The sequence below is a fragment of the Citrobacter sp. Cpo012 genome, assembly GCF_030333015.1.
Taxonomy (GTDB): Bacteria; Pseudomonadota; Gammaproteobacteria; order Enterobacterales; family Enterobacteriaceae; genus Citrobacter; species Citrobacter portucalensis.
Map to the genome: position 1 here is coordinate 422201 of NZ_JAOWGR010000043.1, position 24753 is coordinate 446953.

Below are 24753 nucleotides of genomic sequence, written 5' to 3' on the forward strand. Positions count from 1 at the left end.
GGTCGTGTATGACATATGGGCCTGATAATGCACCGCCATCCGGCAGTGGGGAAATTTTATTTCATGACGGCTTCAGCCTGCCCTGCCGAAACCTTATCATCCAGTTTAAACATCATCAGCAACCCCAAACTAATGGCATGGAAAATGGCAGGAATCCCGGCAATTAAGAACATAATCGCCGTCATCGTTTCCGATGACACCGCCTCACCCGCTTTGTAACCGCTAAGGGAGAGCACTAGCCCAACCATCCCACCCGCCAGTGCCAGACCAACCTTCATCGAAAAGAGCGTACCGGCAGCGACAGCCCCAGACATTCTGACGCCGGATTTGTCTTCACAATAGTCGGCACAATCAGAAGGCAGCGCCCAGGCAGTAATCGAGCCAAGTTCAGCCATCAATACCGACAGCACCAGTAGAACACATGCCAGTGAGATTTGTTCAGGGTTAACGAAATAGAGACATAATGCCGCCACGCCACCGCCCAGTTGCGCCACCTTCAGCGTACCTAATTTCGAGAGCTTGTTGCGCTTAATCAGTTGAATAGCAATCATCGGCGCAATGATCCCCGCAATCGCTGTGGCCGAAAGCAGACCAGAAACAAAGCCATCCCCACGATTCAGGAAATACTTCACAAAATAAATAGTCACACTGCCTTTAATTACAAAAGCAATGGAGCTGGTAATTTTGAACAGATAGAAAACAACCACCGGTTTCGCTTTCAGCATAATTCCCAGTTGTTTGGTAAACGGGACTTTATCGGTCTCCACGCTAACCTGATATCGCTCCTTTGTTCCCCAGAAACAGAGCAGCATAAACGCCGTGGCCAGCACGGCAATAAAGCTCATCGCCATCATGTAGGCGCGTGCTTCATCGGTTTTTCCATACCAGGCGACGAAAATCGGCACTACCATTGAGCAGATAAGAAAGGCCATCTTAGCCAGTGGGAAACGCCAGGAGTTGGCGCTTAAACGATCCATGGGATCGGCGGTGAGTGTCGTCAACAACGCCACATACGGCACTACCGTGGAGGCATACATCAGGATCAGAAATAGATAGGTAATCACTGCATAGACTAGCTTTCCAGTGGGTGAAAAGTCCGGCGCCAGAAAGACTAAAAAACAGGAAATACCGTAAGGGATCGCCAACCAGAGCAAAAAAGGACGATACGAGCCGTGCTTTGTCCGCGTGCGATCGGAGATATTACCGATAAATGGATCATAGAAGGCATCAACCAGACGGGCAACAATAAACAATATCCCCATCGCCGCTGCCGAAATCCCTAAAACATCGGTATAAAAATAGGGCAAAAACATCATCGTCATCCCAAGAAAAATGTTCGCTGACGAATCACCTAACCCATAACAGATCTTCTCTTTGATACTCAATTTATGCTGTTGCTTCATGAGAAACCCTCTTTATAAATATATATTCATTATCGAATTACTATTCACGCAAAGGTTAAGCCCACGAATTTAGCGCTGGCAAGTGGTTAGTCGTGACATTGTTACCAGTATCACAATTAACCTCATTCTTTTGCTCCTAAGCGCGCCGTCATCTAGTGGCGAAATGTCATCTTATTAATAAACAAGACGTTTATGCTGGCTGGCCGTTTCTCTCGTCATTCAGATAACGCTTACTCCTTTCAGTCTCACAGTAAAAACCTCACAGTAATCAGCAGAAATGGCGGCGTTTTTGTGATCGCATGCTCATTTTTTCGCCTTGACAGTGGAATGTTAACGGTAACCTCCCTTACTCTCATCGTGAATATAAAATCATAATGGAATATATATTCCAAAGGAGAGGTGCTATGAGCGAACAAAGTATTGCCCTGTGGGGGCGGTTTGAGTATCAGGTCACGGACGTTGACGATCCTCGCCATTTTACCGACACCGAGCTATCAGCCACCTTTACCTGCGGCGAAGAATCCCGCACGGTTTGGGGCTTTTACAACGGTAACGGTCAGTTCATACTGCGCTTTATGCCGGATATCCCCGGCGTCTGGCACTATCGCATCAGATCAAATATTCCTTCGCAGTCCCCTGTCGAAGGAACGTTTACCTGCGTCCCTGAAACACAGTTAACCGGCCCGGTACAGCGTGATGGCGACGGGCACTTCCGCTATGCCAATGGCAACGCGTTTTATCCTTTTGGCACCACGGCCTACGTCTGGAATTACCAACCGGACGATATACAGCAACAAACGCTGGCATCGCTGGCGGCGAGTCCGTTCAATAAAATCCGCATGTGCGTATTTCCTAAACACTATCGCTACAATCTGCAGGAACCGATGCGCTTCCCCTTTCCGGGTACCCTCGACCAGGGATTTGATTTTACCCGCTTCGATACCACCTTTTTTGCCCAGTTGGAGAGTCAAATACAAAAGCTGGATGAACTGAATATTGAGGTGGATTTGATCCTCTTTCATCCGTACGACCGCTGGGGATTTTCCGCCATGTCGCAGGAGACCGATCGCCGCTATCTCCGCTACGTGGTGGCACGCCTCGCATCGTTTAAAAATATTTGGTGGTCGCTGGCCAATGAGTTCGACCTGCTGAAAGAAAAACCGATGTCTTTCTGGGATGCCGCCATAGCGCAAATCAAACGCGAGGATCCCTCTTCGCACATGATCTCCATTCATAACTGGCACAACCCGCCGATCCACTACCGCTCAAATGCGCACTGGTACGATCATCACAATCCCGCGCTCACCCACGCCAGCATCCAGCACCACGATATGCACTTTGTCCCGGAATGGCGGCAGACATTTGCCAAACCCATTGTCATTGACGAATGCTGCTATGAAGGCAATGTCGATCTCGGCTGGGGCAATATCACCGGAGAAAAAATGACTGCATTGTTCTGGCATGGCGTAATACTCGGCGGCTATGTCACTCACGGCGAAACATACCTGAATGAAGATGAGATTATTTGGTGGTCACATGGCGGCACGCTCAAAGGAACAAGCATCCCGCGCATCGCTTTTTTGCGCAACATCCTTGAGGAAGGACAAGCCAAACGCCTGACACCGCTCCCGTGGGGTAGCCACTGGGATACGTCGATGGGGATAAGCTGCGAGGGCAACTGGGGACTGTTCTATTTTGGCGATCATTGCCCTGCCTACAAGATGATGACTATGTTGCCGGAGAATACGACGTGGAAGGTCGATATCATTGATACCTGGGCCATGACGATCACGCCGGTTGCGGGGGTTATTCAACACGGTGACAAGCTGGATCTACCGGCTAAGCCATGGATTGCTCTACGCTTAATAAAACTCTGATAACTACAGCCAGCCCCAGGGGCTGGCGATAACTTGACTCACCGCGGCGTCACCCTTTGACCAGATTGCGCGCTGTCGGGTAGTCGGTGATCAGTACGTCGATATAATTCCCCTGCAGCGCGCCACGGATCGCATTCTGTTTTTCTACCCCGCCCGCCAGCGCTATCACATGGTTGCAGTCGCGGATCTGCGCCAGCTCCATGCCGATAACCGGGTCTTCCTCATGGCTGAGTACCGGATTGCCCGCCGCGTCGTAATAATGCAGACAGATATCCCCGACCGCGCCGCGTTCGGCCAGCAGTCGCAGCATCTCTTCGTTGTAATAGTTTCCTGAATTTTTCAGCAATTGAGAAGGTTCCAGCTCCCCGATGCCGACAATCGCCACATCCACTTCAGCAAATTTTTCGACGACCGCCGCCACGTCCGGGCTGTTAACCAGCCGAGAACGTTCTTCCACCGAATGCTCAATACTTTGCGAAGGCAACAGCCAGGCCGGGCAGCCGAGGTGTGCCGCCAGCTGTTGCGTCAGAATCGTGGCCTGCACGTTGCCGTTTGGCCCCACGCCACCCAGTAATTGGATCACGCCTGCCGCCCGGATATTTTGCGGGTGCATTTCATCAACCATGCAGCGAATGGTACTACTCCAGGAGGAAATACCGACCAGGTCTTCGGCACGCAGACGAGTTTCAACGTAATGTGCCGCCGCACTGCCAATGGCATGCTTAATTTGCGTACTACTGGGGCTGTCGCCAACATCCACGACAATCGCCTGGCGCAGACCAAACCGCTCTTCAATGGCTTTTTCCAGCTCGACAAAGATATTAGTCGGCTGTACGACGGTGATTTTCACCAGCCCTTCTTTCTGACAACGCGTCAAGGCACGGGAGACAAAGGACTGCGACAAATGCAGCAGCGTGGCGATTTCAGACTGTTTTTTATTTTCGGCGTAGTAAAGTGTGGCAATCTTAACCAGCAACCGCTGTTCATCCTGCTTTGACATAACATTCCCCCTGGTAAACTGCCTGTTATTTTTATTCATACCTGAATAGATAACAAGTCGTCTGCGCCTTTCCGGTTATCGCGTTAGTGTGATCCTTTTCTCTTTTCGCCAAAATTTGCTGCTATAAGGCGTAGACAAACCCTCAGACAAGGCATATCTTTAATCATGAATAATAAATCAGTAGTGAATATTTATTCTAACCGATAACGACCAACTGTTTTAGCTGCATATTACGCAGTGGATAGCGAGACAGTTGCACTACTGCACCCACATGGAATATTTATTCACTAAGGATTAAACATTCAAGAGGTGTCTTATGAATCCGTTTTCGCTCTCAATACCAGAGCTAGTCAAGAAAGCACGTGCGGTACGTCGTCGCATTATCGTGTTGAATGCAGAAAGCCCGGCGGGGGGACATACCGGCGCTGACCTGTCGCAGGTCGAACTGCTGACAGCACTCTATTTTCGCATCCTGAATTGCTCACCAGAGCTTATAGCAAGCGATGAGCGCGACATCTACATCCAGTCGAAAGGTCATGCAGTGGGCGGTTACTACTGCGTGCTGGCTGAGGCTGGTTTTATTCCCGTGGACTGGCTGGCGACCTATCAGCACGCCGATTCACACCTGCCGGGCCATCCGGTGAAACACAAAACGCCAGGGATCGAACTGAATACCGGAGCGCTCGGTCACGGTCTGCCGGTCGCCGTGGGCATTGCGCTGGCAGCCAAACGTAACAACAGCAAGCGCCGGGTGTTTGTCGTTACCGGTGATGGTGAACTGGCAGAAGGAAGCAACTGGGAAGCCGCACTGGTCGCCGCCCACTACAAGCTGGATAACCTGATTATCATCAACGACAAAAATAACCTCCAACTTGCCGGCGCAACCAAAGAGATCATGAACACCGATCCACTGGATGAGAAATGGCGCGCCTTCGGTATGCAGGTCACAGAGTGCCGCGGTAATGATATGAGTGATGTGGTGCGCACGCTGGAAGGGTTAACCCCGGAAGGTAAACCGCACGTCGTCATTGCCCACACCACCAAAGGGGCCGGGATCTCCTTTATTCAAGGCCGCCCGGAATGGCACCACCGCGTGCCAAAAGGGGAAGAAGTTGAACTGGCGCTGGAGGAACTGAAAGATGCGTAATAGTGAACACCTCGCCACCGTGATGGTGAATACCTTAATTGCCGCGGTCGAGCGCGGAATGGACGTTGTACCCGTCGTTGCTGACTCAACGTCTACGGCGAAAATCGCCCCGTTTATGAAGGAATTTCCCGGTCGTCTGGTCAACGTGGGTATCGCCGAACAGACGCTGGTTGGCGCCGCCGCCGGCCTGGCGCTGGGGGGCAAAATCGCTGTCACATGTAATGCCGCTCCGTTCCTTATTTCGCGGGCCAATGAGCAAATCAAAGTCGACATTTGCTACAACAACACCAACGTGAAGCTGATCGGCCTGAACGCGGGCGCCAGCTACGGCCCCCTCGCCAGCACACATCACAGTATTGATGACATTTCCGTTCTGCGCGGTTTTGGCAATATTGAAATTTACGCCCCGTCCTGCCCAGTGGAATGCCGGCAGATTATCGACTATGCCTTAAGCCACGTCGGCCCGGTTTATGTTCGCCTCGACGGAAAAGCCTTACCGGAACTACACGACGAAAATTACCAGTTCACTCCGGGTAATATCGATATTCTGCGGAAAGGAAAAGATGTCGCTCTGGTCGCGATGGGCTCAACCGTCCATGAAATTGTCGAGGCTGCCACAGTGCTGGAACAGGCGGGTATTGATGCAAGCGTAATCAGTGTACCGTCAATTCGTCCCTGCAATACCCAACAACTGTTGGCGGCATTAGCCCACTGCAAGGCCGTGGTCAGTGTGGAAGAACATAACATTAATGGCGGCGTGGGAAGCCTGGTGGCCGAGGTACTGGCAGAAGCTGGCTGTGCCATTCCGCTGCGCCGACTCGGCATTGGCGATGGTCAATATGCCATCGCGGCCGATCGCGCGGCAACGCGTGCCCGCCACGAAATTGACGCCGCTGGCGTCGTGAAAAACGCCGCCGCGCTGTTGCAGCACCACACGATAAAACAATAACAACAGAACACTTACTGGAGAAAGCGATGTCACGAATTCCTCAACAGTTGACCATGGCGGTGATTATTGGCAATCGGGGATTTTTCCCAAGCTATCTGGTTGCTGAAGCCCGCGAACAAGCCAGCGTGCTCTTTGCGCGACTGGGCATTAAAACCATTATGCTCGACGATACGCAAACGGAACTCGGTGGGGTAGAAACCCGCCAGGATGCGAAAGTGTGCGCCGAACTTTTCCGCGCTCACCGCGACGACATTCACGGCGTGGTCGTGCTGTTGCCGAACTTTGGCGATGAAAAAGCAATAGCGGAAACGCTGCGCCTGTCTGGCCTGAATGTCCCGGTACTGGTTCAGGCGCAGGAAGATAACCTTGATAAAATGGGGCTTGCCACCCGCCGTGACAGCTTCTGTGGAAAAATCTCCCTGTGCAATAACCTGCGTCAGTACGGCATTCCATTTACGCTCACCACCCAGCATGTCTGCGATCTGGCCGGTGAGGTTTTTGCTCAGGATCTGAAACGTTTCGAACAGATTTGCCGTGTTGTCAGCAGTATGCGTGGCGTACGCGTCGGCGCTATCGGTGCTCGCCCGGCTGGATTCAATACCGTTCGCTACAGCGAAAAATTACTCGAAAGACTGGGTATCGCCGTTGAAACGCTGGATCTGTCTGAAGTCTTTACCCGCATCAAATGTCTGCGCGATGACGATATCCGTGTGGATGAAAAACGTCGTCTGCTGCTGGATAACGCCGATGCCAGCGCCATTCCCACCGACAAACTCGTCACAATGGCAAAACTATTTGTCGTCATCAGCGAATGGGTCATCGCTAACGATATAGATACCACTGCGATCCAGTGCTGGACTTCGCTGCAGGAAAATTTAGGCATCAACGTATGCTCAATCATGAGCGTGATGTCCGGGCAGTTAATGCCCAGCGCATGCGAAGTGGATGTGATGGGCGCGCTGTCAATGTACGCCCTCGCCAGCAGTAATTTAAGCCCGGCTTCCATTGCCGACTGGAATAACAATTTCGGCGACGATCGTGATAAATGTGTGCTTTTTCACTGCGGAAACTTTGCATCAGCCAGTCTGGAGAGCCCCAAAATGGGTACAGCGGACATCATCGGTACCACCGTTGGGAAAGAGAACACCTGCGGTGCAGTACATGGACGCATGAAAAGCGGCACACTGACCTATTTCCGCCTGAGCACCGACGATTTAACCGGTGAAATCAAAGCGTACGTCGGAGAAGGCCAATCGGTAGACGATCCGCTGGATACGGTTGGCTGTCGTGCAGTAATCCAGGTGCCGCATCTGGAGAATTTACTGGCGTGGATCTGTCGTAACGGTTTTGAACATCACGTGGCAATGAACCATTCCGCCAGCGCCGAGGTGCTGCATGAAGCCTTCACCCGCTATCTCGGGGTGGATACGTTGTTCCATCGCTAATACTCAGGGAAACAGAGAGGCTGGAGAAAACGATGTCAGCAACGAAAGACATTATTATTGCGCTTGATGAAGGCACCACCAATGCCAAAGCCGTTGCGCTGGACGGTCGGGGAAATGTGGTCGCGAAGTTCTCCCGCGCGCTGGCGATCCACACGCCTCGCGAAGGCTGGGTTGAACAGTCCGGCGACGCGCTGCTGGAGGCCTCTCTGGCTGTAATGGCGCAAGCAGTTGCCGCCGTAGGTACGCAGCGGGTGGCGGCGCTGGCGATCAGTAATCAGCGAGAAACGGCAATCGGCTGGTATCGCGCAAGCGGGCGTCCGCTCGGCCCCGCCATTACCTGGCAATGCTCGCGCACGGCTGACTTTTGCCGGGCGTTGCGCGAGCAAGGTCATGAGGCGAAAATAAAATCCATCACCGGATTGCCCGTCGCCCCGCTCTTTTCCGCCTCTAAAATGCGCTGGCTTCTGGAGTCCGTCCCCAACGGCATGGCGCTCGCGCAGCAAGGCGAAATTTGCCTCGGCACTATCGATAGCTGGTTACTGTGGAATCTTACTGGCGGTGCGGCGTTTCGTTGTGACGCCTCCAACGCTTCGCGCACGCAGTTGCTCAATCTACATAGCGGCCAATGGGATAGCGAGATGCTGGCGCTGTTTGGTATCCCGCAACAGGCGCTGCCAGAAGTTTGCCCTTCCAGTCATCATTTTGGCGTGACGAAAGGCCTGGCGACCATCCCCGATGGGATCCCCATTCTGGCGATGATTGGCGATTCTCATGCCGCGCTCTTTGCCCACGGGTTAGGTGCTGAAGGTTGTGTTAAAGCGACCTATGGCACCGGCTCATCGGTGATGGCTCCGGTATCTTCAACGCAGTCTGCGGTGAATGCGCTGGCAACAACTATTGCCTGGCATGATGGCGATACCCGGGTCTATGGTCTGGAAGGCAATATTCCCCATACCGGCGATGCTGTGGCCTGGATGGCCGACAGTACCGGCTTAAGCGAACTGCCGGAGGAGCAACTGTTACATGAACTCAATACTCTGCCCGCCACGGTCGACTCGACGCTGGGCGTCTATTTTGTTCCGGCACTTACCGGGCTGGGCGCACCCTGGTGGGATGAAAGCGCCCGGGGGTTAATTCATGGCCTCAGCCGCGGCGTGAAACGCGCGCATCTGGTGCGCGCCGCGCTGGAGTCTATTACCTATCAAATTGCCGATGTGGTGCAAGCGATGCACCAGCACAGCGGTTTCAGCCTCAGCGCGCTGATGGTTGATGGCGGGCCGACAAAAAATGATTGGCTGATGCAGTACCAGTCCGATCTGCTGGGTTGCCCGGTTATGCGCAGCGACATTCCCGAGCTTTCAGCCATTGGCGCCGGGCTGCTGGCACGCAAGGCGCTGCTCGGTACAGAAACCGCTCAGCTACGCCATTTTTTGCCCGACCACATATCATTTCAGCCAAACGCAGAGCGTCACGGTCGATTGCAAAAACGCTGGCACGAGTGGCAAAGCGCCGTTGAGCGTACGCGCTGGCAAACACCTTAGCGAGTCAGCAATCATGATAAATCCGCCCGCAGCCACGACTGAGTGCGGGCGCTAATCGCGAACAAACTCACCAATCGCCAGATAGGTGGCTTTAGCTTCCTGCTGGACTTTGTCCTCCAGCATCAGATAAGCATGCGTCATCCCAGGAAAGTGAACATGCTGAACGGGTATCCTCTCAGCTTGCAGTCTGGCGACAAAAGCAAAATCTTCATCCCGCAACGGATCCAGCCCACCACTGACTACCAGAGTGGGTGGAAAATCCTGGCTCAACGGCAGGTAAAGCGGAGACGTCTGTTTACGATCTTCTTCATTGCGGAAATATTGCTGAAAATACCAGCGTATTTTGCTTTCATCCAGTAGCTTTCCGGTACCGTTCTCCTGCACCGACGGCCAGTTCAGCGTGTAGTCCAGGCTCGGATAAATCAGCACCAGGCGATGAATAAATCCTGGCTGCTCGCGGGAAAAGTAGGCCGCCAGCGTCGCGCTAAATGCGCCGCCACCGCTGTCGCCGATAAGCGTGAGTTGGCGAGTGTAAGGAATATGCTGACTGTCGAGCAGCGACCAGACGTTTTCTATTACGGCTTTAGCATCGGAAAGACCAGCCGGATACGGGTTTTCTGGCGCAAGTCGATAATCAACCGACACAACGATATTTCCTGTCGCCATCGCCAGATGACGGGCAACCGGGTCATACACTTCCACCGAACCGCTCAGATACCCACCGCCATGGATAAACACCACCACCTTCGGCTCTCCGGTCAGTGCCGGTCGATAAATCCGTACCGGGATGCGACGCTCTCCGGTATCCACTTCCGTATTGATAATCGCCGCCATCGGTTCTGAGGTGGACACATTTGCTTTTGTCAGTGCTGCTAACCCTGCTCTTGAGCTGAGCGTGTCGTAGCAAAGGTTGGGATTGCGAGGTTGTGCTGCGAGTAAATCAGCCAGAAGCGCGGGCGGTGTTTGCGTCAGCGAGCCATGTTCCTGTTGCCAGCGCTGTTGATAACCTTGCTGTTGCGTCTGCACAGTCTCAACGTTGGCAGTCTCACAGGAAAAGCACTCTGCCATCGACTGGCGTTGCCGTCCGTTTTCATCAAAGTTCTCTGCGGCCAACCAGCGCTGTAACACGGTGTCACACTGGGGCCATTCGCTATCAATCATTGATAACCAGTCGCTGTCGCGATTACGCCCCTTGCGCACAATCTTCTGGCGAAAGCGACCTTCGAAGATAAACCCAAGGCGTTCCGCTGCCCGTCGAGAAGCGGTGTTCAGAGAATCGCATTTCCACTCCACGCGACGATAGCCCAACGCAAATGCCTGGCGTAACAGCAGCCAGATGCTTTCGGTGCCGAGAACCGTATTTTTCATACGCGGTGACCAGGTCACATGACCAATTTCGACCGAACCGTGCTCTCGTTCAATCGCCATAAAGCACACCAGTCCGACAGCTCGTCCTGAACGCTGTTCAATGACGGCATAGGGAACGAGAGATGCATCCGAGGATTTACCCTGCACCCAGCAAACTGCGGCCTCAACGCTTGTGGGGCGAGAGCTTGCAAGCCAGGTCCAGTCGCGATCGTCCGGCGCCTGCGCGTAGGCATCAAACAGATCGGCGGCATGGCTGTCGGCATCCAGGGGAACCAGTCGACAATATTGCCCTATCAGCGTTTCCCGTGGCAGTACGGCAGCGCCATTCCAGTCCGGCACGACATCGCCGACGGTTTGCCCATAAAGATTTATTTCCGGCACGATTCAACCCCAGTAGCGAAGTAAAAAATAGTTATAACACTGGCCATTACGCCTTCAAAGCGTCGCAAGGGTGATTTTGACGACGAACAGAAAATCATCAGTCCTTCTATACTGATTAAAAATCAACGCGGAAGAGAGCCTTATGCCACTACCTGATTTTCATGTTTCCGACCCTTTTACGTTAGGCATTGAACTGGAAATGCAGGTGGTCAATCCGCCAGGTTACGACCTGAGTCAGGATTCTTCCCGGCTGATTGACGCCGTAAAACCGCAGCTCACCGCCGGAGAAGTGAAGCACGATATCACCGAAAGTATGCTGGAGATGGCGACCGGAGTTTGCCGAGATATCGACCAGGCTGATGCTGAATTGTCCGCTATGCAGCAGATAATTATGCGAGTTGCTGCAGAGCATCACCTCGCCATTTGTGGCGGTGGCACACATCCATTTCAAAAATGGCAACGTCAGGAAGTCTGCGATGACGAACGCTATCGGCGCAACCTGGAAAATTTTGGCTATCTTATCCAGCAAGCGACGGTGTTTGGCCAGCATGTGCATATCGGCTGCGCAAACGGCGATGATGCCATTTACCTGCTACACGGCCTGTCGCGATTTGTTCCCCATTTTATTGCGCTCTCGGCCGCCTCACCTTATATGCAGACGTCTGACACGCGGTTTGCCTGCGCGCGCCTGAATATTTTCTCCGGATTTCCCGATAATGGCCCGATGCCATGGGTGAATAACTGGCAGGAATTCGAGGGGCTATTCCGTCGACTGGCTTACACCAGCATGATTGATAGTATTAAAGATTTACACTGGGATATCCGCCCCAGCCCGCACTTTGGCACGGTAGAGGTTCGGGTCATGGATACGCCGCTGACCCTTGATCATGCGGTCAATATGGCAGGACTTATTCAGGCTACCGCCCACTGGTTACTCACCAAACGTCCATTCATGCACCAGGAGCGTGATTACCTGTTGTATAAATTCAATCGTTTTCAGGCCTGTCGCTTTGGTATGGCGGGAATCGTCACCGACGTCAATACCGGCGACGGCTGCCGCCTGTCAGAAGACACATTGCGACTCCTGGAGAATATCGCTACCTCTGCAGATAAAGTAGGCGCAACCAGCGCGATTGAAGCCTTACGCCTACAGGTTAAACATGGTCATGACGAAGCACAGAATATGCGTGATTTCGTGGCGGAAGGGGGATCGTTGAGTGGTCTGGTGAAAAAGCATTGTGAGATTTGGGCGGGGTTGTAAGCGTGGGTATTTGCGTTGCCCGCTGAGATCCCGGACAATGGTTTTTTAACTCAAGTTTAACAATGCCATGAAACACCCGCTTGAATCACTGATGACTGTCGCAGGGATCCTGCTACTGGCTTTTTTGTCTTGCCTGCTGCTACCCGCCCCCTCGCTTGGCCTGGTGCTGGCGCAAAAACTCGTCGCCATTTTTCATCTGATGGATCTCAATCAGTTTTATACTTTGCTGTTTTGCCTGTGGTTTTTACTGCTGGGCGTGATTGAATATTTGGTGCTGCGCTTCATCTGGCGGCGCTGGTTCTCGCTGGCGGATTAGGCCCGCGAGAACCCTCTGCTGTTAATGCGTTCGGCTATGATTTTCTTTGCGATAAGCTCCCGGCGGCTGGCTGAACGTACGGGTGAAAATACGCGTAAAGGTCTGCTGCGAATCGAATCCGTATTTCAAACAGATGTCGTACACTTTCTGATCGGTATCGCGTAGATCGCGCGCCGCCAACAGCAGCTTGCGCTCGCGGATGTAACGCCCAAGACTTTCGCCTTTGTACTGCATAAAAAGACGCTGCAGGTGCCATTTGGAATATCCCGCATGGCGTGCAATATCATCAATGCGCAATGGTTGATTCAAATTATCATCAATCCATTCAACAATCGTATCAATTACCTGAGCAGAAATCGTCATCATGCTCTCCCCTGTATTCATTGAGTCACCTGTTGCCACCAGGCCGTAAACGGTTGGTCCGGTTCGGACAGTATTACCGGTTCACCCAGCATTGGCGTCAGCAGTCGGTAATCCTGATGACGGCTGGCAAGCGCCAGTCGTTTGTAAGGATCATCCCAGGTATGTTTTGCCAGAACGAAACGGCCGGCATGCCCTGGCAACACGGCTTTCGCATGCAGATCTGCCGCGGCCTGAGCCGTCTCTTCCGGCATCATGTGAATAAACTTCCAGTCCTGGTCATACTGACCGTTCTCCATAATCGCCAAATCGACAGAGCCAAACTGCTCGCCGATGGCTTTAAAATGCGGTCCATAGCCGGAATCGCCGCTGTAATAAACGTTCTGCTCCGGCGTTTCGAACATGAAGCTCGCCCATAGCGTTTGGTTGCGTTTGATACCGCGCCCCGAGAAATGACGGGCGGGCAGCACATGAACGATCAGCGAATCCGTCACTCTGACGGACTGATTCCAGTCCCGTTCTTCGATTATCTCGCTGCGCATCCCCCAGTAACGCAGATGCGACCCGACGCCAAGCGGCGTAATCACCCGCTTAATTTTCGGCATTAGCGCCTTGATAGTGGCGAGATCCAGATGGTCATAGTGATCGTGCGAGATGATGAGCAGGTCTATCTCCGGCATCGTCTGTGCGGTCCACGGATAATCACCGGCAAAGGCCTTGTTCAGGAACGAAAACGGTGCGGCATAATTGCTGAAAACCGGATCAATCAGGATACGTTGACCCGCCAGCTGTAAATACCACGAAGAATGGCCCAGCCAGACCAGGGTATCCTGCTGCGGCGAAAGCCCGGCGAGATCGGTCGCGACCATAGGTAACGGTTGTGCTGGTCGTGCATTTTCACGCTTAGCGACCAGAAACTCCCACCAGGCCGCCAGCATGCCTTTGTTGCCGGTATAGCCCGGTGTCGGCACCTGGTTATGAAACTGTCCATCACGATAGTGCGGTGACTGTTCAACCTGACTCAGTTGTGCCCCTTGCGGCGCCTGACCAAACCCGGCATTGAGTACAAACGGTAAACTTGCAGCTGCAGCAATAAGCATAATAACAACCACACAAACTGTGAGACGCTTCATATCCTGACCTTAAACGCGCCCCCTTTCCGCTGGTTTGCGCGACTGACTCTTGATTATGAGTGAGTAAGCACTCATTATAGAAATCGAAAGTTCTCCGTCAAGATGATTTTCAATCTTTGACATTCGCCGTTGCGGCGCAGCAAACGCCGTGATTCAATCATGTTTTTTACAGACTTAAGGGTAAAGTGTAGTGGCTCGTCCGAAGAGTGAAGACAAAAAACTGGCATTACTGGAAGCTGCAACCACAGCATTTGCACAATCAGGTGTTGCGGCTTCGACCGCCGTGATAGCCCGTAAGGCAGGGGTTGCGGAGGGAACGTTGTTTCGCTATTTCGCGACCAAAGATGATTTGATCAACGAGCTTTACCTCTTTTTGAAGCAAGACCTTTGTCAGTCGATGATGGCAAACCTGGATCGTTCAGTGACCGATGCCAAAACCATGACTCACTACATCTGGAACAGCTACATTAGCTGGGGCCTGAACCACACCTGCGGGCATCGCACGATTCGTCAGTTGGCCGTCAGCGAGAAAATAAGCAAGGAAACCGAACAACAGGCTGACGATATGTTCCCGGAACTGCGCGATCTTTGTCATCGTTCCGTACGACCCGAGTTTATGTCTGACGAATATCGCGCCTTTGGCGACGGGCTATTCCTTTCTCTGGCAGAAACCACCATGGAGTTCGCCGCCCGCGACGCTGCTCGCGCAAATGAATATATTTCGATGGGGTTTGAAGCCATGTGGCGCGCACTGACCCGCGAGGAACAATAATGGACGGCCAGACCCTTCCTGCCTGTGCGAAACGCCTTGCGCTCGAACTACCTTTTACCGAACACTGCTGGCCTTTCGGCCCGGAATACGATGTCTTCAAGGTTGGCGGTAAAATTTTTATGCTGGTCACGGAGCTTCGCGGACGGCCACTTATTAACCTGAAATCCGATCCGCAAAAATCACTGTTAAATCAGCAGATCTACCCCAGCATTAAGCCCGGCTATCACATGAATAAAAAGCACTGGATCTCGGTCTATCCTGGTGACGATATTACCGAGTCATTACTGGCAGAGCTGGTGAATGATTCCTGGCACCGCGTCGTCGACGGCTTGCCGAAACGGGATCAAAAACGCCTGCGTCCAGGTTGATTTATCGCTAACCCCGATAAGTGTTTTTGCATTTTCCTGTCTTATCTTTTTCCTGCTAACCCTGTACCCTGCTGAAACAAAACGCACCCGCAGGGTATGGAAAATCACCAGGAGTAGTTATGGATATTGTTTCTGTCGCCTTAAAACGTTACTCCACTAAGGCATTCGATCCGAATAAAAAACTGACCGCTGAGCAGGCCGAAAAATTAAAAACGCTGCTGCAGTTTAGCCCGTCCAGCACCAACTCTCAGCCATGGCACTTTATCGTCGCCAGCACTGACGAAGGTAAGGCGCGTGTGGCTAAATCCGCAGCCGGCGGCTTTGTATTCAACGAACGTAAAATGCTGGATGCTTCCCACGTTGTGGTGTTCTGCGCCAAAACGGCGATGGATGATGCATGGCTGGAACGCGTGGTGGATCAAGAAGAAAGCGATGGTCGTTTCGCCACGCCTGAAGCGAAAGCCGCAAACCACAAAGGCCGCACCTTCTTTGCCGACATGCATCGCAAAGAACTGAAAGATGACAACCACTGGATGGCAAAACAGGTGTACCTGAACGTCGGTAACTTCCTGCTGGGCGTTGCGGCGATGGGCCTGGATGCTGTGCCGATCGAAGGCTTTGATTCAGCTGTCATGGATGCAGAATTTGGCCTGAAAGAAAAAGGTTTCACCAGCGTAGTGGTGGTTCCTGTGGGTCATCACAGCGTAGAAGATTTCAACGCCGCGCTGCCGAAATCTCGTCTGCCGCTGGAAACGACGCTGACGGAAGTCTAATCCTCCGCATTTGCATAAGCTCCGCGCAGCGGTCATCATAGACCGCTGTTTATTAAGGAGACGTTATGCAGGAATTGATATCTCAGGTAGAAGAACTCGGCATTGAAATAAATCACACCACCTCATTGGTGATGATTTTTGGCATTATTTTTATCACCGCCATTATTGTTCACGTTATTTTGCACTGGGTGGTATTACGCGCATTTGAAAAGCGCGCCAGCGCCAGCTCCCGCCTGTGGCTACAAATCATCACGCAGAACAAGTTATTTCACCGGCTGGCATTCACCCTACAGGGTATCATTGTCAATATACAGGCCGCACTCTGGCTACAGAAAGGCAGCGAAGCCGCAGAAATATTGGTGAACTGCGCACAGTTGTGGATCATGATGTACGCCCTGCTGTCCCTGTTTTCCCTGCTGGACGTTATTCTCAATCTGTCGCAAAAACTCCCTGCCGCATCGCAATTGCCGCTAAAAGGCATATTTCAGGGCATCAAGCTAATCAGCGCAATCCTCGTCGGAATATTGATGATTTCCCTGCTGATTGGCCAGTCACCGGCAATACTGATAAGCGGTTTGGGTGCCATGGCCGCCGTGTTAATGCTGGTGTTTAAAGACCCTATTCTCGGTCTGGTGGCCGGAATACAGCTCTCCGCCAACGATATGTTAAAGCTTGGCGACTGGCTGGAAATGCCGAAATACGGCGCAGACGGTGCTGTTATCGATATTGGCTTAACCACCGTCAAAGTGCGCAACTGGGATAACACCATCACCACTATCCCCACCTGGTCCCTGGTATCAGACTCTTTTAAAAACTGGAGTGGGATGTCGGCTTCCGGTGGGCGGAGAATAAAGCGCAGCATCAGCATCGATGCCACCAGCATCCATTTTCTTGATGAGGATGAGCGCCAGCGTCTGTATAAAGCCCACCTGCTGAAACCGTATTTAACCGCACGTCACCAGGAAATTGACGAGTGGAATCAGCAGTTAGATGCGCCTGAATCGGTGTTGAATCACCGCCGGATGACCAATATTGGCACCTTCCGCGCTTATCTGAACGAGTATTTGCGTCATCATCCGCGTATTCGCAAAGATATGACGTTAATGGTGCGCCAGCTTGCGCCGGACGATCATGGTTTACCGATCGAAATTTATGCCTTTACCAATACGGTGGTCTGGCTGGAATATGAAAGTATTCAGGCTGATATCTTCGACCATATATTTGCCGTAGTCGAAGAGTTTGGCTTGCGCATTCATCAGTCGCCTACCGGAAACGATATTCGTGCGCTGTCTGGCGCGTTTCAGCGATAAAGCTCAGGTACTGGCGCGTGAAATATAGCGCCAGTCCATCATCACCCTTTCCGTCTGCGCGTCAGGATTTTCTATTTTATTCAGCAATAATCCTACCGCTTTGCGGCCTATATCCCGTGAGGGCTGCTCAATGGTCGAAAGCTGTGGAGAAACCATTTCTGCCAGTTCCGTACCGTCGAAACCAACAACGGCGATATCCTGCGGGATCTGTAATCCGGCATCGAAAATAGCGCGCATCGCACCAGCGGCTAGCGTGTCCGATACGGCAAACACCGCGTCGGGTTTCACCTCTGCGGCAAGTAGTGTTTTCATCGCCGCAATTCCTGCACTGGAACTTAATTCACTGGCATATTCCACAGCCTGATATTCAAGCGACAGCGCATGCAGCGCTGCTTTATAGCCGCGTTCGCGCAAACGAGCATATTTATAACTCAGGTCATGATTGATTAAGGCAATTCGTCGGTAGCCCTTATCCACCAGGTGAGATATTACCGACTGTGCGGCGTCAACATCGTTAATCCCCACGCAGGAAACCGCGCCTTTGTCAGCATATTCCGCGCACTGAACCCAGGGCGCATCGCCAATCAGCGTAGTCAGTTCCGGTAATTTGGAGAATGCATCCATGGTGATAATGCCATCGACGATTTTCCCCGACAGGAGCTTCAACGCCGATTTTGATCGGGCTGTATCCGAGCCGGAGTTACACAGTAAAATGCGATAGCCATTCTTCTCCGCCTCCTCTTCAATGCCTTTAACAACCTCTGCACAAAAAGGGTTGGCGATGTTGGAAACCATCACCAGAATCATCGAACTACGTGCCGTACGCAGCTGACGCGCCAGCAGGTTGGGCTGATAATTGCTTTCTTTAATAGCCTGTAGCACGCGCTCGCGATTTTTGGCTTTGACGGTATCACTGTGATTCAGCACACGCGATACCGTCGCCACCGACACACCGGCAAGCTGGGCGATTTTTTGAATAGACATAACGACGACACATCCTGCGGTTTACGCTTTGCGTTGAGGCTACCATAAAATCGCCGACTGGCGAACCGGATGCGTGTTTAGCGCTGTACTGATATCCAACGCTGCTGCTGATGGCTTTTTATAATTGCATCAATGATATACATCACATCCGCACCATCAGAAAAAGACGCAAATCGACGCTCCGCCGTCGCGGGCATTTTGCCTGCCAACACCGCCTGATAAAACTGCTGCATCATATTCTTGAACGCATCCGGCCAGCCTTCAATATGCCCACCCGGAAAGTGCGCACTGGCAGCTACATCAGCATTCATCAATCCAGGGTCGTCCGTCAGGATCTGGTTCGCCTGCTGACGATGCCCAACCCAAAGCTGTTGCGGCGTTTCCTGATCCCAGTGCAGTGAACAGTGGCTACCGTTAATTTCAAAGCTCAGGTGATTCTTGCGCCCTGCACTCACCTGCGAAACGCTAAAGCAGCCTTTGCTGCCATCATCAAAACGTACCAGCACCGATCCACGATCTTCCGTCGTAACCGCTTTATCCTCAAATTGCACATCAGCCGTTTGCTGGCCAAACGTAGCGTTACTGGCAATGCTGGCTTTACGTACCGGCCAGACGATAGCTAAATCGGCCATCACCTCGACAATACGTTTTCCAGTCACGAATTGCACCGTATCGCACCAGTGCGAACCGATATCCGCTACCGCCCGTGAATCGCCGCCCTGTGCGGCATCGACCCGCCAGTTGTAGTCAGTCTCCAGCAGCATCCAGTCCTGCAGGTAGCTCCCCTGTACGGCAAACAGACTACCCACGCTGCCGCTTCTGACCATACTGGCCGCCTGCTGCACCATTGCAAACTGGCGATAGACAAAGCTCACGCCGTGCACCACTCCAGCCTGCTGTGCCAGCCTTTCCAGTTCACGAGCCTCATCCGGCGTCATACACAGCGGCTTTTCTGAAAACACGTGCAGACCCGCGCGTAAAATCTGCCGATTGATGTCGGCATGCAGATGATTCGGCGTACAGTTATGCACTACCTGCAGTCCGGGATGCGCCAGCAGCGCTTCAACGCTGCCGTACGCATGAGGAATATGAAGACCATCTGCGCGTTCCAGGGCAATCGCCAGCGAGCTATCACAGAGCGCCACCACGTTCACACCGCCGAGTCGACGCAACGCCTCAATATGTGCAGGCCCAATAAATCCGCTGCCAATAATGCCAACCTGTATCATTTGCGTACCTCATCGCCAGCGGCGAAATCATCAAATGCACGTGCAGAAACCGGAATAATATGGCGCCGTATAAAATCACTCCCCTCACGCGCCCCGGTTTGCGCGTCTTTCAGGCAACACTCCCATTCCAGCACCGCCCAGCCAGGGAAATCATATTGTGTGAGCTTGCTGAAGATCGTTTTGAAATCGACCTGCCCGTCCCCCAAAGAACGGAAGCGCCCGGCGCGATCGAGCCACGGCTGATAACCGCCATAGACACCGCTGCGGCTACTGGCATGGTACTCAGCGTCCTTGACGTGGAACGCTTTAATACGCGAGTGATAGACATCGATAAACCCAAGATAATCCATCTGCTGCAATAACAGATGGCTCGGGTCATAGAGAATGTTGCAGCGAGGATGATTATCAACCAGCGCAAGAAAACGCTCGAACGTCATGCCATCGTGCAGATCTTCGCCGGGATGGATCTCAAAGCAAACATCCACCCCATGGTGATCAAAGCGATCGAGTATCGGTCTCCAGCGGCGCGCCAGCTCCAGAAAAGCCTCTTCAAAGCGCTGACGATTATGCGGTGGCCACGGATAAAAGAAAGGCCAGGCGAGCGAACCTGAAAACGTGGCATGTGCCGTCAGCCCCAGTCTTTGCGAAGCCGCAGCGGCCTGGTGTAGGGTTTCGATGGCCCACGCCTGTCTGGCCTGCGGATTAGCGCGTACAGACGGCGGAGCAAATCCGTCAAAAGCGTCATCGTAAGCCGGATGGACGGCAACCAGTTGACCTTCAAGATGGGTAGATAATTCGCTAATCACTAACCCATATCCGGCCAGCATCCCGCGAATATCATCACAATAGGCCTGACTTACAGCAGCTTGTTCGACATCAAACAGCGACTTGTGATTACACGGGATTTGTAATGCCTTATAGCCCAGCTCCGCCGCCCATTTTGCCACGCCTTCCAGGGTGTTAAATGGCGGGCGATCCCCAATAAATTGCGCCAGAAAAATGCCTGGCCCCTTGATGGTTTTCATAACCCCTCCTGAAAATTACGCCTGCTCTTTGTCGTCATACTTGAAAGAGAAAAGGAAAATCAGGGCAATCACTGCGGCAGCGACTGCCGGGATCCACCAGAATGTGGTCCACGCCTGAGGCACGGTTTGCCCCGCCACCAGCCGGTTGTAAAGTGCGCCTGAAATTTGCGAGCCCAGCAGCATACCGATCCCATAGGTAAACATGACGATCATGCTTTGCGCCTGACCTTTTACTTTTTCCCCGGCGATACGATCGGTGTAAATAAAGCCGACCACGAAGAAGAAGTCGTAGCACACGCCGTGCAGCAGAATGCCGAGATACAGCAGGAATCGGCCCTCTTCGCTGATGCCGAGGGCAAAGAAGGCATAACGCACGAACCAGGCGCACATCCCGATTAACAGCATGTATTTCACGCCCAAACGTCTGAACAGGAACGGGATCACCAGCATGAAGAATATTTCAGACATCTGACCAAACGACATCGCCGTACTGACGTCGCCGACGCCCGCATCAGCAAGAAACGACGCGGTATACGCGTAATAGGTTCCCAACGGTACAGAGATAAGCGTCGCGCAGAGCGAGAAGACAAAAAAGTGACGGACCTTGAGTAAAGCAAAAGCATCCGCACAAAACAGATCGCGAACTTTTACCGGCAGTCCTTTCGCCGGTGCTGGCGTGTTGGGCAGCGTCAGGCTGTAGAGTGCCAGAATCACAGAGATAATCGCCGCCAGCGTAAAGATGCCGGTGGTGTCCGAAATCCCGGTTACACCGATAAAGATCCCCGCGACAATCCAGCCAATGGTGCCAAACACCCGCACCACCGGGAAGGTTTTGTCCTTATCCGACAGGCTATGAAAAGCAATATTGTTGGTAAGCGCCAGCGTTGGCATGTAGCACAACGTGTAGCCAAACAGCAGACCAATCAACAGTGCACCGTTTTGCGCCACCAATGCCTGCGGAACAAACCACAGGATTGCCGCGCCAGCAAGGTGCATCACCGCCATCACCTTTTGCGAGGCAAAAAAGCGGTCTACCAGCATCCCTAAGACGAATGGCGACAGAATAGAGGCAATGGGCCCGGCTGAAAACGCATCGCCAATCAACAGCGACATGTTGTGCTGGCTCATCACCAGCCCCAGCGTGACGGACCAACTTCCCCAGATAAAGAACTGTAAGAACATCATTAGCGACAGCCGGGGCACCAGCAGCCGGTACTGTACGCTCTGTTTTCCACTACTTTCGGTTGTTGACACCATTTTTTGCCCCACCCTTAAAAAGTAATCGATTACAAATTAGATTCAATAGAAAAGTAATCGATTACAAAATAAAGATCCTGTCAGCAGCAGCAAAATTGCGAGAACGGTCACGATAAACGTTGAGTGAGGATCCGATCCCATCCTGACGATGGGATCGGTAATAACAAGAACGGTAGAAACTTAGCGGGACTTACGACGCAGCAGTTTGAAGGCAACAAACAGGAACAGGATCCACACCGGTAGCAGGATAGCTGACAGGCGCATCTCATCCATCGTACACATCAGCACCAGAATCATGCCAAGGAAAGCAATACACAGGTAGTTCCCTGCCGGATACAGCAGCGCTTTAAACTGCGTGTCACGTCCCTTACGACGCATCGCCGCCCGGAATCGCAGATGTGCCAGGCAGATCATAATCCAGTTCAGCAGCAGCGTCGCCACCACCAGCGCCATCAGCAGGCTAAAGGCCTTTTGCGGCAGCACATAGTTGATGAGTACCACCAGCGACGTAATAGCACCGGAAAGAATCAGTGAGTTCACCGGTACGCCGCGACGGCTGACGCGGGTTAAGAACTTCGGCGCGTTACCCTGAACCGAAAGACCAAACAGCATGCGGCTGTTAGAGTAGACGCCACTGTTATACACCGACAGTGAAGCCACCAGGATGACAAAGTTCAGTGCAGAAGCCACTACGTTGCTGTCGAGATTATGGAAAATCATCACAAACGGGCTGCTATTGGATTTCACTTCCACCCACGGGTACAGCGCCAACAGCACCACCAGAGAACCGATATAAAACAGCAGAATACGGTACACCACCTGGTTTACCGCCTTTGGAATGCTTTTCTGTGGATCCTGCGCTTCCGCGGCAGTAATCCCGATAAGCTCCAGCCCGCCAAAGGAGAACATAATCACTGCCAGCGACAGAATTAATCCGTTCCAGCCGGTAGCAAAAAAGCCGTTGTAACGCCACAAGTTATCGATGCTTGCATGTTCCCCGCCGTTACCGGAAAACAGCATCCACACGCCAAAACCAATCATGCCGATAATGGCCAGTACTTTAATCAGCGCAAACCAGAATTCCGTTTCGCCATACAGACGTACGTTGACCAGATTGACGGCGTTGATGATCACGAAGAATGCCGCGGCCCAAATCCAGGTTGGAACATCGGGCAACCAGTACTGCATGTAGATCCCTGCCGCTGTCAGTTCAGCCATGCCGACCAGCACAAACATCACCCAGTAGTTCCAGCCGGACAGAAAACCCGCGAACGGTCCCCAGTATTTATAGGCAAAATGGGCAAACGATCCGGAAACGGGTTCTTCGACCACCATTTCGCCCAGTTGACGCATAATCAAAAAAGCGATGATCCCGGCAACGCCGTAACCCAGTAACACCGCAGGTCCCGCCATCTGAATAGCCGGGCCAATGCCCAAAAACAGGCCGGTACCAATTGCGCCGCCCAGCGCAATTAACTGAATATGGCGGTTTTGCAACCCTCGTTGAAGCGTCGGCTCGTTCGTCGACGCGGCATCAGACACGCTGGTGTCAGATGCAGTTGACGCGTTTTTCACGCCCTTCCCCTGTGTGGTTTTTATTGAAGGGGCTTCTTTTAACATTTCAACCTGGTTGTCGCAAGGCGCAATCGATTGGATACGCCGGGCTTCCTTGCCCAACGCACCGAGGCTCGGGAGAAAAACAATAGAAAGAAGGCGAGTTGTTATTGTTTATTCAGGTCAATACGTACCACGTTATCTGGCGCAGATGTAGAGTGGTCTTTATTAAATTTCTGTTTCACGGTGACAAACAGGGTTTGCCCATCCGCCGAGAGCAGCAAGCTGTTAGGGTTTGGTGGTAAATCCCAGCTTTTCTTCACGCTGTAATCGGTCGCATTCAGGCTGAGCAATTTCCCTGAATCACGCTGGGTAATATAGATTTCGTTGCGTTTTGCGTTAAATTTCACCGCCAGCGAATCACCCACATCCAATTTTTTCAGCAGCTTACCAGTATGGATATCCAGCACCAGGGTAGTCTTCGCTTTCGAGTTGTCGGTGACAAACAGGCGACCCGTTTGTGCGTCCTCCGCCATATTCAGCAACAGCGCAGGTTGTTCCCCCAGCGGTTGCCAGCGTTTTTCTACGCGCTGATTACGCGGGTTGATAACAAGAATTTCACCGCCGCCGTTAGCTGCATAAATTCGCTGCGTCACTTCTGAATAATGCAGTCCGGTCATCCATTTACCCGTATTTTTAATGCGGGTTTTTAGCTTCAGGGTTTCAGCGTCAACCACCCAAATCACCGCCGGATCCGCCACGGCACCAATATAGAGCAAACCGTTATGCAGCAGCACCTGGCGCGCACCATACGGGAAACCTTCTGGGTTACGTTCCGGGAACAGTACGCGATTTTTCACTTTGCCGTCAGCGGTATTCAGCGCGCTCAGGCCACCATCCAGTGAGTTGGTGACATACACTGTTTTACCGTCCGGCGAGATAGCCATACCAAAGTTTTTCATATCGGTATGACTCAAGCCGAGCGTTTTAAGCGTTTTTGGATCCAGCTTGTAAACCACGCCGCCCTGCACATCTTTAAATCCTTCGGCGCTGGCAACGTACAACGCATCCCCTGCCGGGCTAAGCGCCATTTCATATAACCCATCCGCCAGCGCGCGTTGTTGCACATCACTGACGGCAGGTTGCGCTGTTTTTTCCGTAACGCTGGCGTTGCTGGCTAGCGTGGTATGCGCCGCACAACCGCTTAACGCCGCAGCAATCAGCAATGCCAGCGCGGATGTTGTTTTTTTCATTGTCGGGATCCTTACCAGAAGTAATACAGGGAGTTAATAACAAAAGA

22 protein-coding genes and 1 pseudogene are annotated in these 24753 nt (G+C 52.5%); 11 read left to right on the forward strand and 12 right to left on the reverse strand.

Features of this window, described 5'->3' with window-relative positions; all coding sequences use genetic code 11:
• Positions 1 to 56: 56 nt before the first annotated feature.
• Positions 57 to 1403: a glycoside-pentoside-hexuronide (GPH):cation symporter gene (locus OGX90_RS21860; RefSeq protein WP_063940731.1), complete on the reverse strand. Its 1347-nt coding sequence runs from the start codon at positions 1401 to 1403 to the stop codon at positions 57 to 59.
• A 404-nt stretch (positions 1404 to 1807) separates the two neighbouring features.
• On the opposite strand from OGX90_RS21860, the gene OGX90_RS21865 reads away from it, so the two are divergent.
• Positions 1808 to 3280 (forward strand): apiosidase-like domain-containing protein, encoded by a 1473-nt coding sequence (locus OGX90_RS21865; RefSeq protein ID WP_286624675.1) that lies wholly within the window; start codon positions 1808 to 1810, stop codon positions 3278 to 3280.
• Positions 3281 to 3329: 49 nt separating this feature from the next.
• Here the strand turns inward: OGX90_RS21865 and OGX90_RS21870 are convergent, their stop codons facing one another.
• Complete coding sequence (locus OGX90_RS21870; RefSeq protein WP_079934804.1) at positions 3330 to 4280, reverse strand: sugar-binding transcriptional regulator; 951 nt, start codon at positions 4278 to 4280, stop codon at positions 3330 to 3332.
• A 316-nt stretch (positions 4281 to 4596) separates the two neighbouring features.
• Between OGX90_RS21870 and OGX90_RS21875 the strand changes: the two genes are divergently transcribed.
• Genes OGX90_RS21875 through OGX90_RS21890 form a run of 4 tightly spaced genes read left to right on the forward strand, consistent with a single transcriptional unit; the run spans position 4597 to position 9362 of the window.
• Positions 4597 to 5427 carry a transketolase gene (locus OGX90_RS21875; RefSeq protein WP_032942640.1) on the forward strand — a complete coding sequence of 277 codons (831 nt, stop codon included), beginning with the start codon at positions 4597 to 4599 and terminating at the stop codon, positions 5425 to 5427.
• On the forward strand, positions 5420 to 6376 hold the full coding sequence (locus OGX90_RS21880) for a transketolase family protein (protein WP_191238773.1): 957 nt from the start codon (positions 5420 to 5422) through the stop codon (positions 6374 to 6376). Before OGX90_RS21875 ends, OGX90_RS21880 begins: the two co-directional genes overlap by 8 nt.
• A 26-nt stretch (positions 6377 to 6402) precedes the next feature.
• Entirely contained in the window at positions 6403 to 7821 is a 1419-nt protein-coding gene (locus tag OGX90_RS21885) for an L-fucose/L-arabinose isomerase family protein (protein WP_286624677.1), read from the forward strand.
• Between the two features lie 32 nt (positions 7822 to 7853).
• A complete protein-coding gene (locus OGX90_RS21890) occupies positions 7854 to 9362 on the forward strand; it encodes an FGGY family carbohydrate kinase (RefSeq protein WP_048214730.1) in 1509 nt (502 codons plus the stop codon).
• 51 nt (positions 9363 to 9413) lie between these two features.
• Here the strand turns inward: OGX90_RS21890 and OGX90_RS21895 are convergent, their stop codons facing one another.
• On the reverse strand, positions 9414 to 10430 hold the full coding sequence (locus OGX90_RS21895; protein WP_353622335.1) for an alpha/beta hydrolase: 1017 nt from the start codon (positions 10428 to 10430) through the stop codon (positions 9414 to 9416).
• A pseudogene (locus OGX90_RS21900) lies at positions 10422 to 11111 on the reverse strand (GNAT family N-acetyltransferase); the annotation flags it as partial. The pseudogene OGX90_RS21900 and the gene OGX90_RS21895, both read right to left, overlap by 9 nt.
• A gap of 142 nt (positions 11112 to 11253) precedes the next feature.
• Between OGX90_RS21900 and OGX90_RS21905 the strand changes: the two are divergent.
• Together OGX90_RS21905 and OGX90_RS21910 are read left to right on the forward strand one after the other, a co-directional pair.
• Positions 11254 to 12372, forward strand: a complete 1119-nt coding sequence (locus OGX90_RS21905; RefSeq protein WP_234692194.1) for a YbdK family carboxylate-amine ligase — start codon at positions 11254 to 11256, stop codon at positions 12370 to 12372.
• A 67-nt stretch (positions 12373 to 12439) separates the two neighbouring features.
• Positions 12440 to 12688, forward strand: a complete 249-nt coding sequence (locus OGX90_RS21910) for a DUF1158 domain-containing protein (protein ID WP_008784044.1) — start codon at positions 12440 to 12442, stop codon at positions 12686 to 12688.
• Positions 12689 to 12709: 21 nt separating this feature from the next.
• Here the strand turns inward: OGX90_RS21910 and OGX90_RS21915 are convergent, their stop codons facing one another.
• The gene (locus OGX90_RS21915; protein WP_003021996.1) at positions 12710 to 13051 is read right to left on the reverse strand and encodes a RamA family antibiotic efflux transcriptional regulator; all 342 of its coding nucleotides are present in this window, start codon (positions 13049 to 13051) and stop codon (positions 12710 to 12712) included.
• A gap of 17 nt (positions 13052 to 13068) precedes the next feature.
• Positions 13069 to 14181, reverse strand: coding sequence for an MBL fold metallo-hydrolase (locus OGX90_RS21920; RefSeq protein WP_008784042.1), 1113 nt, complete (start codon positions 14179 to 14181; stop codon positions 13069 to 13071).
• A gap of 190 nt (positions 14182 to 14371) precedes the next feature.
• Here OGX90_RS21920 and OGX90_RS21925 point away from each other — a divergent pair, with 190 nt between their 5' ends.
• The 4 genes from OGX90_RS21925 to OGX90_RS21940 all read left to right on the forward strand — a co-directional run bounded on the left by OGX90_RS21925 (position 14372) and on the right by OGX90_RS21940 (position 17404).
• The gene (locus tag OGX90_RS21925; protein ID WP_234692195.1) at positions 14372 to 14953 is read left to right on the forward strand and encodes a TetR/AcrR family transcriptional regulator; all 582 of its coding nucleotides are present in this window, start codon (positions 14372 to 14374) and stop codon (positions 14951 to 14953) included.
• A complete protein-coding gene (locus tag OGX90_RS21930) occupies positions 14953 to 15321 on the forward strand; it encodes an MmcQ/YjbR family DNA-binding protein (protein WP_008784040.1) in 369 nt (122 codons plus the stop codon). The genes OGX90_RS21925 and OGX90_RS21930 overlap by 1 nt, the downstream gene beginning before the upstream one ends.
• Positions 15322 to 15440: 119 nt before the next feature.
• Positions 15441 to 16094, forward strand: coding sequence for an oxygen-insensitive NAD(P)H nitroreductase (gene nfsB / locus OGX90_RS21935; RefSeq protein ID WP_003831162.1), 654 nt, complete (start codon positions 15441 to 15443; stop codon positions 16092 to 16094).
• Positions 16095 to 16159: 65 nt separating this feature from the next.
• Complete coding sequence (locus OGX90_RS21940; RefSeq protein WP_234692196.1) at positions 16160 to 17404, forward strand: mechanosensitive ion channel family protein; 1245 nt, start codon at positions 16160 to 16162, stop codon at positions 17402 to 17404.
• Positions 17405 to 17407: 3 nt separating this feature from the next.
• Here the strand turns inward: OGX90_RS21940 and OGX90_RS21945 are convergent, their stop codons facing one another.
• The 6 genes from OGX90_RS21945 to OGX90_RS21970 form a co-directional block, all read right to left on the reverse strand.
• Positions 17408 to 18388 carry a LacI family DNA-binding transcriptional regulator gene (locus tag OGX90_RS21945; RefSeq protein ID WP_003831159.1) on the reverse strand — a complete coding sequence of 327 codons (981 nt, stop codon included), beginning with the start codon at positions 18386 to 18388 and terminating at the stop codon, positions 17408 to 17410.
• Between the two features lie 77 nt (positions 18389 to 18465).
• Complete coding sequence (locus OGX90_RS21950) at positions 18466 to 19617, reverse strand: Gfo/Idh/MocA family protein (RefSeq protein ID WP_286624684.1); 1152 nt, start codon at positions 19615 to 19617, stop codon at positions 18466 to 18468.
• On the reverse strand, positions 19614 to 20642 hold the full coding sequence (locus OGX90_RS21955; RefSeq protein WP_057066485.1) for a sugar phosphate isomerase/epimerase family protein: 1029 nt from the start codon (positions 20640 to 20642) through the stop codon (positions 19614 to 19616). Before OGX90_RS21955 ends, OGX90_RS21950 begins: the two co-directional genes overlap by 4 nt.
• 15 nt (positions 20643 to 20657) lie before the next feature.
• The gene (locus tag OGX90_RS21960; RefSeq protein ID WP_032942623.1) at positions 20658 to 21899 is read right to left on the reverse strand and encodes an MFS transporter; all 1242 of its coding nucleotides are present in this window, start codon (positions 21897 to 21899) and stop codon (positions 20658 to 20660) included.
• Positions 21900 to 22079: 180 nt separating this feature from the next.
• On the reverse strand, positions 22080 to 23474 hold the full coding sequence (pheP, locus tag OGX90_RS21965; RefSeq protein WP_008784036.1) for a phenylalanine transporter: 1395 nt from the start codon (positions 23472 to 23474) through the stop codon (positions 22080 to 22082).
• A 146-nt stretch (positions 23475 to 23620) separates the two neighbouring features.
• A complete protein-coding gene (locus OGX90_RS21970) occupies positions 23621 to 24706 on the reverse strand; it encodes a YncE family protein (protein ID WP_234692198.1) in 1086 nt (361 codons plus the stop codon).
• Between the last annotated feature and the right edge of the window lie 47 nt (positions 24707 to 24753).

What these genes read in the sequence shown, in the direction of transcription:
- OGX90_RS21920 (WP_008784042.1), bottom strand. Translation starts at nt 14,181, where the DNA reads ATGAAGCGTCTCACAGTTTGTGTGGTTGTTATTATGCTTATTGCTGCA.
- OGX90_RS21870 (WP_079934804.1), bottom strand. Translation starts at nt 4,280, where the DNA reads ATGTCAAAGCAGGATGAACAGCGGTTGCTGGTTAAGATTGCCACACTT.
- OGX90_RS21905 (WP_234692194.1), top strand. Translation starts at nt 11,254, where the DNA reads ATGCCACTACCTGATTTTCATGTTTCCGACCCTTTTACGTTAGGCATT.
- OGX90_RS21875 (WP_032942640.1), top strand. Translation starts at nt 4,597, where the DNA reads ATGAATCCGTTTTCGCTCTCAATACCAGAGCTAGTCAAGAAAGCACGT.
- OGX90_RS21860 (WP_063940731.1), bottom strand. Translation starts at nt 1,403, where the DNA reads ATGAAGCAACAGCATAAATTGAGTATCAAAGAGAAGATCTGTTATGGG.
- OGX90_RS21930 (WP_008784040.1), top strand. Translation starts at nt 14,953, where the DNA reads ATGGACGGCCAGACCCTTCCTGCCTGTGCGAAACGCCTTGCGCTCGAA.
- OGX90_RS21950 (WP_286624684.1), bottom strand. Translation starts at nt 19,617, where the DNA reads ATGATACAGGTTGGCATTATTGGCAGCGGATTTATTGGGCCTGCACAT.
- OGX90_RS21955 (WP_057066485.1), bottom strand. Translation starts at nt 20,642, where the DNA reads ATGAAAACCATCAAGGGGCCAGGCATTTTTCTGGCGCAATTTATTGGG.
- OGX90_RS21910 (WP_008784044.1), top strand. Translation starts at nt 12,440, where the DNA reads ATGAAACACCCGCTTGAATCACTGATGACTGTCGCAGGGATCCTGCTA.
- nfsB (WP_003831162.1), top strand. Translation starts at nt 15,441, where the DNA reads ATGGATATTGTTTCTGTCGCCTTAAAACGTTACTCCACTAAGGCATTC.
- OGX90_RS21865 (WP_286624675.1), top strand. Translation starts at nt 1,808, where the DNA reads ATGAGCGAACAAAGTATTGCCCTGTGGGGGCGGTTTGAGTATCAGGTC.
- OGX90_RS21960 (WP_032942623.1), bottom strand. Translation starts at nt 21,899, where the DNA reads ATGGTGTCAACAACCGAAAGTAGTGGAAAACAGAGCGTACAGTACCGG.
- OGX90_RS21890 (WP_048214730.1), top strand. Translation starts at nt 7,854, where the DNA reads ATGTCAGCAACGAAAGACATTATTATTGCGCTTGATGAAGGCACCACC.
- OGX90_RS21895 (WP_353622335.1), bottom strand. Translation starts at nt 10,430, where the DNA reads ATGGCAGAGTGCTTTTCCTGTGAGACTGCCAACGTTGAGACTGTGCAG.
- OGX90_RS21885 (WP_286624677.1), top strand. Translation starts at nt 6,403, where the DNA reads ATGTCACGAATTCCTCAACAGTTGACCATGGCGGTGATTATTGGCAAT.
- OGX90_RS21880 (WP_191238773.1), top strand. Translation starts at nt 5,420, where the DNA reads ATGCGTAATAGTGAACACCTCGCCACCGTGATGGTGAATACCTTAATT.
- OGX90_RS21940 (WP_234692196.1), top strand. Translation starts at nt 16,160, where the DNA reads ATGCAGGAATTGATATCTCAGGTAGAAGAACTCGGCATTGAAATAAAT.
- OGX90_RS21915 (WP_003021996.1), bottom strand. Translation starts at nt 13,051, where the DNA reads ATGACGATTTCTGCTCAGGTAATTGATACGATTGTTGAATGGATTGAT.
- OGX90_RS21945 (WP_003831159.1), bottom strand. Translation starts at nt 18,388, where the DNA reads ATGTCTATTCAAAAAATCGCCCAGCTTGCCGGTGTGTCGGTGGCGACG.
- OGX90_RS21970 (WP_234692198.1), bottom strand. Translation starts at nt 24,706, where the DNA reads ATGAAAAAAACAACATCCGCGCTGGCATTGCTGATTGCTGCGGCGTTA.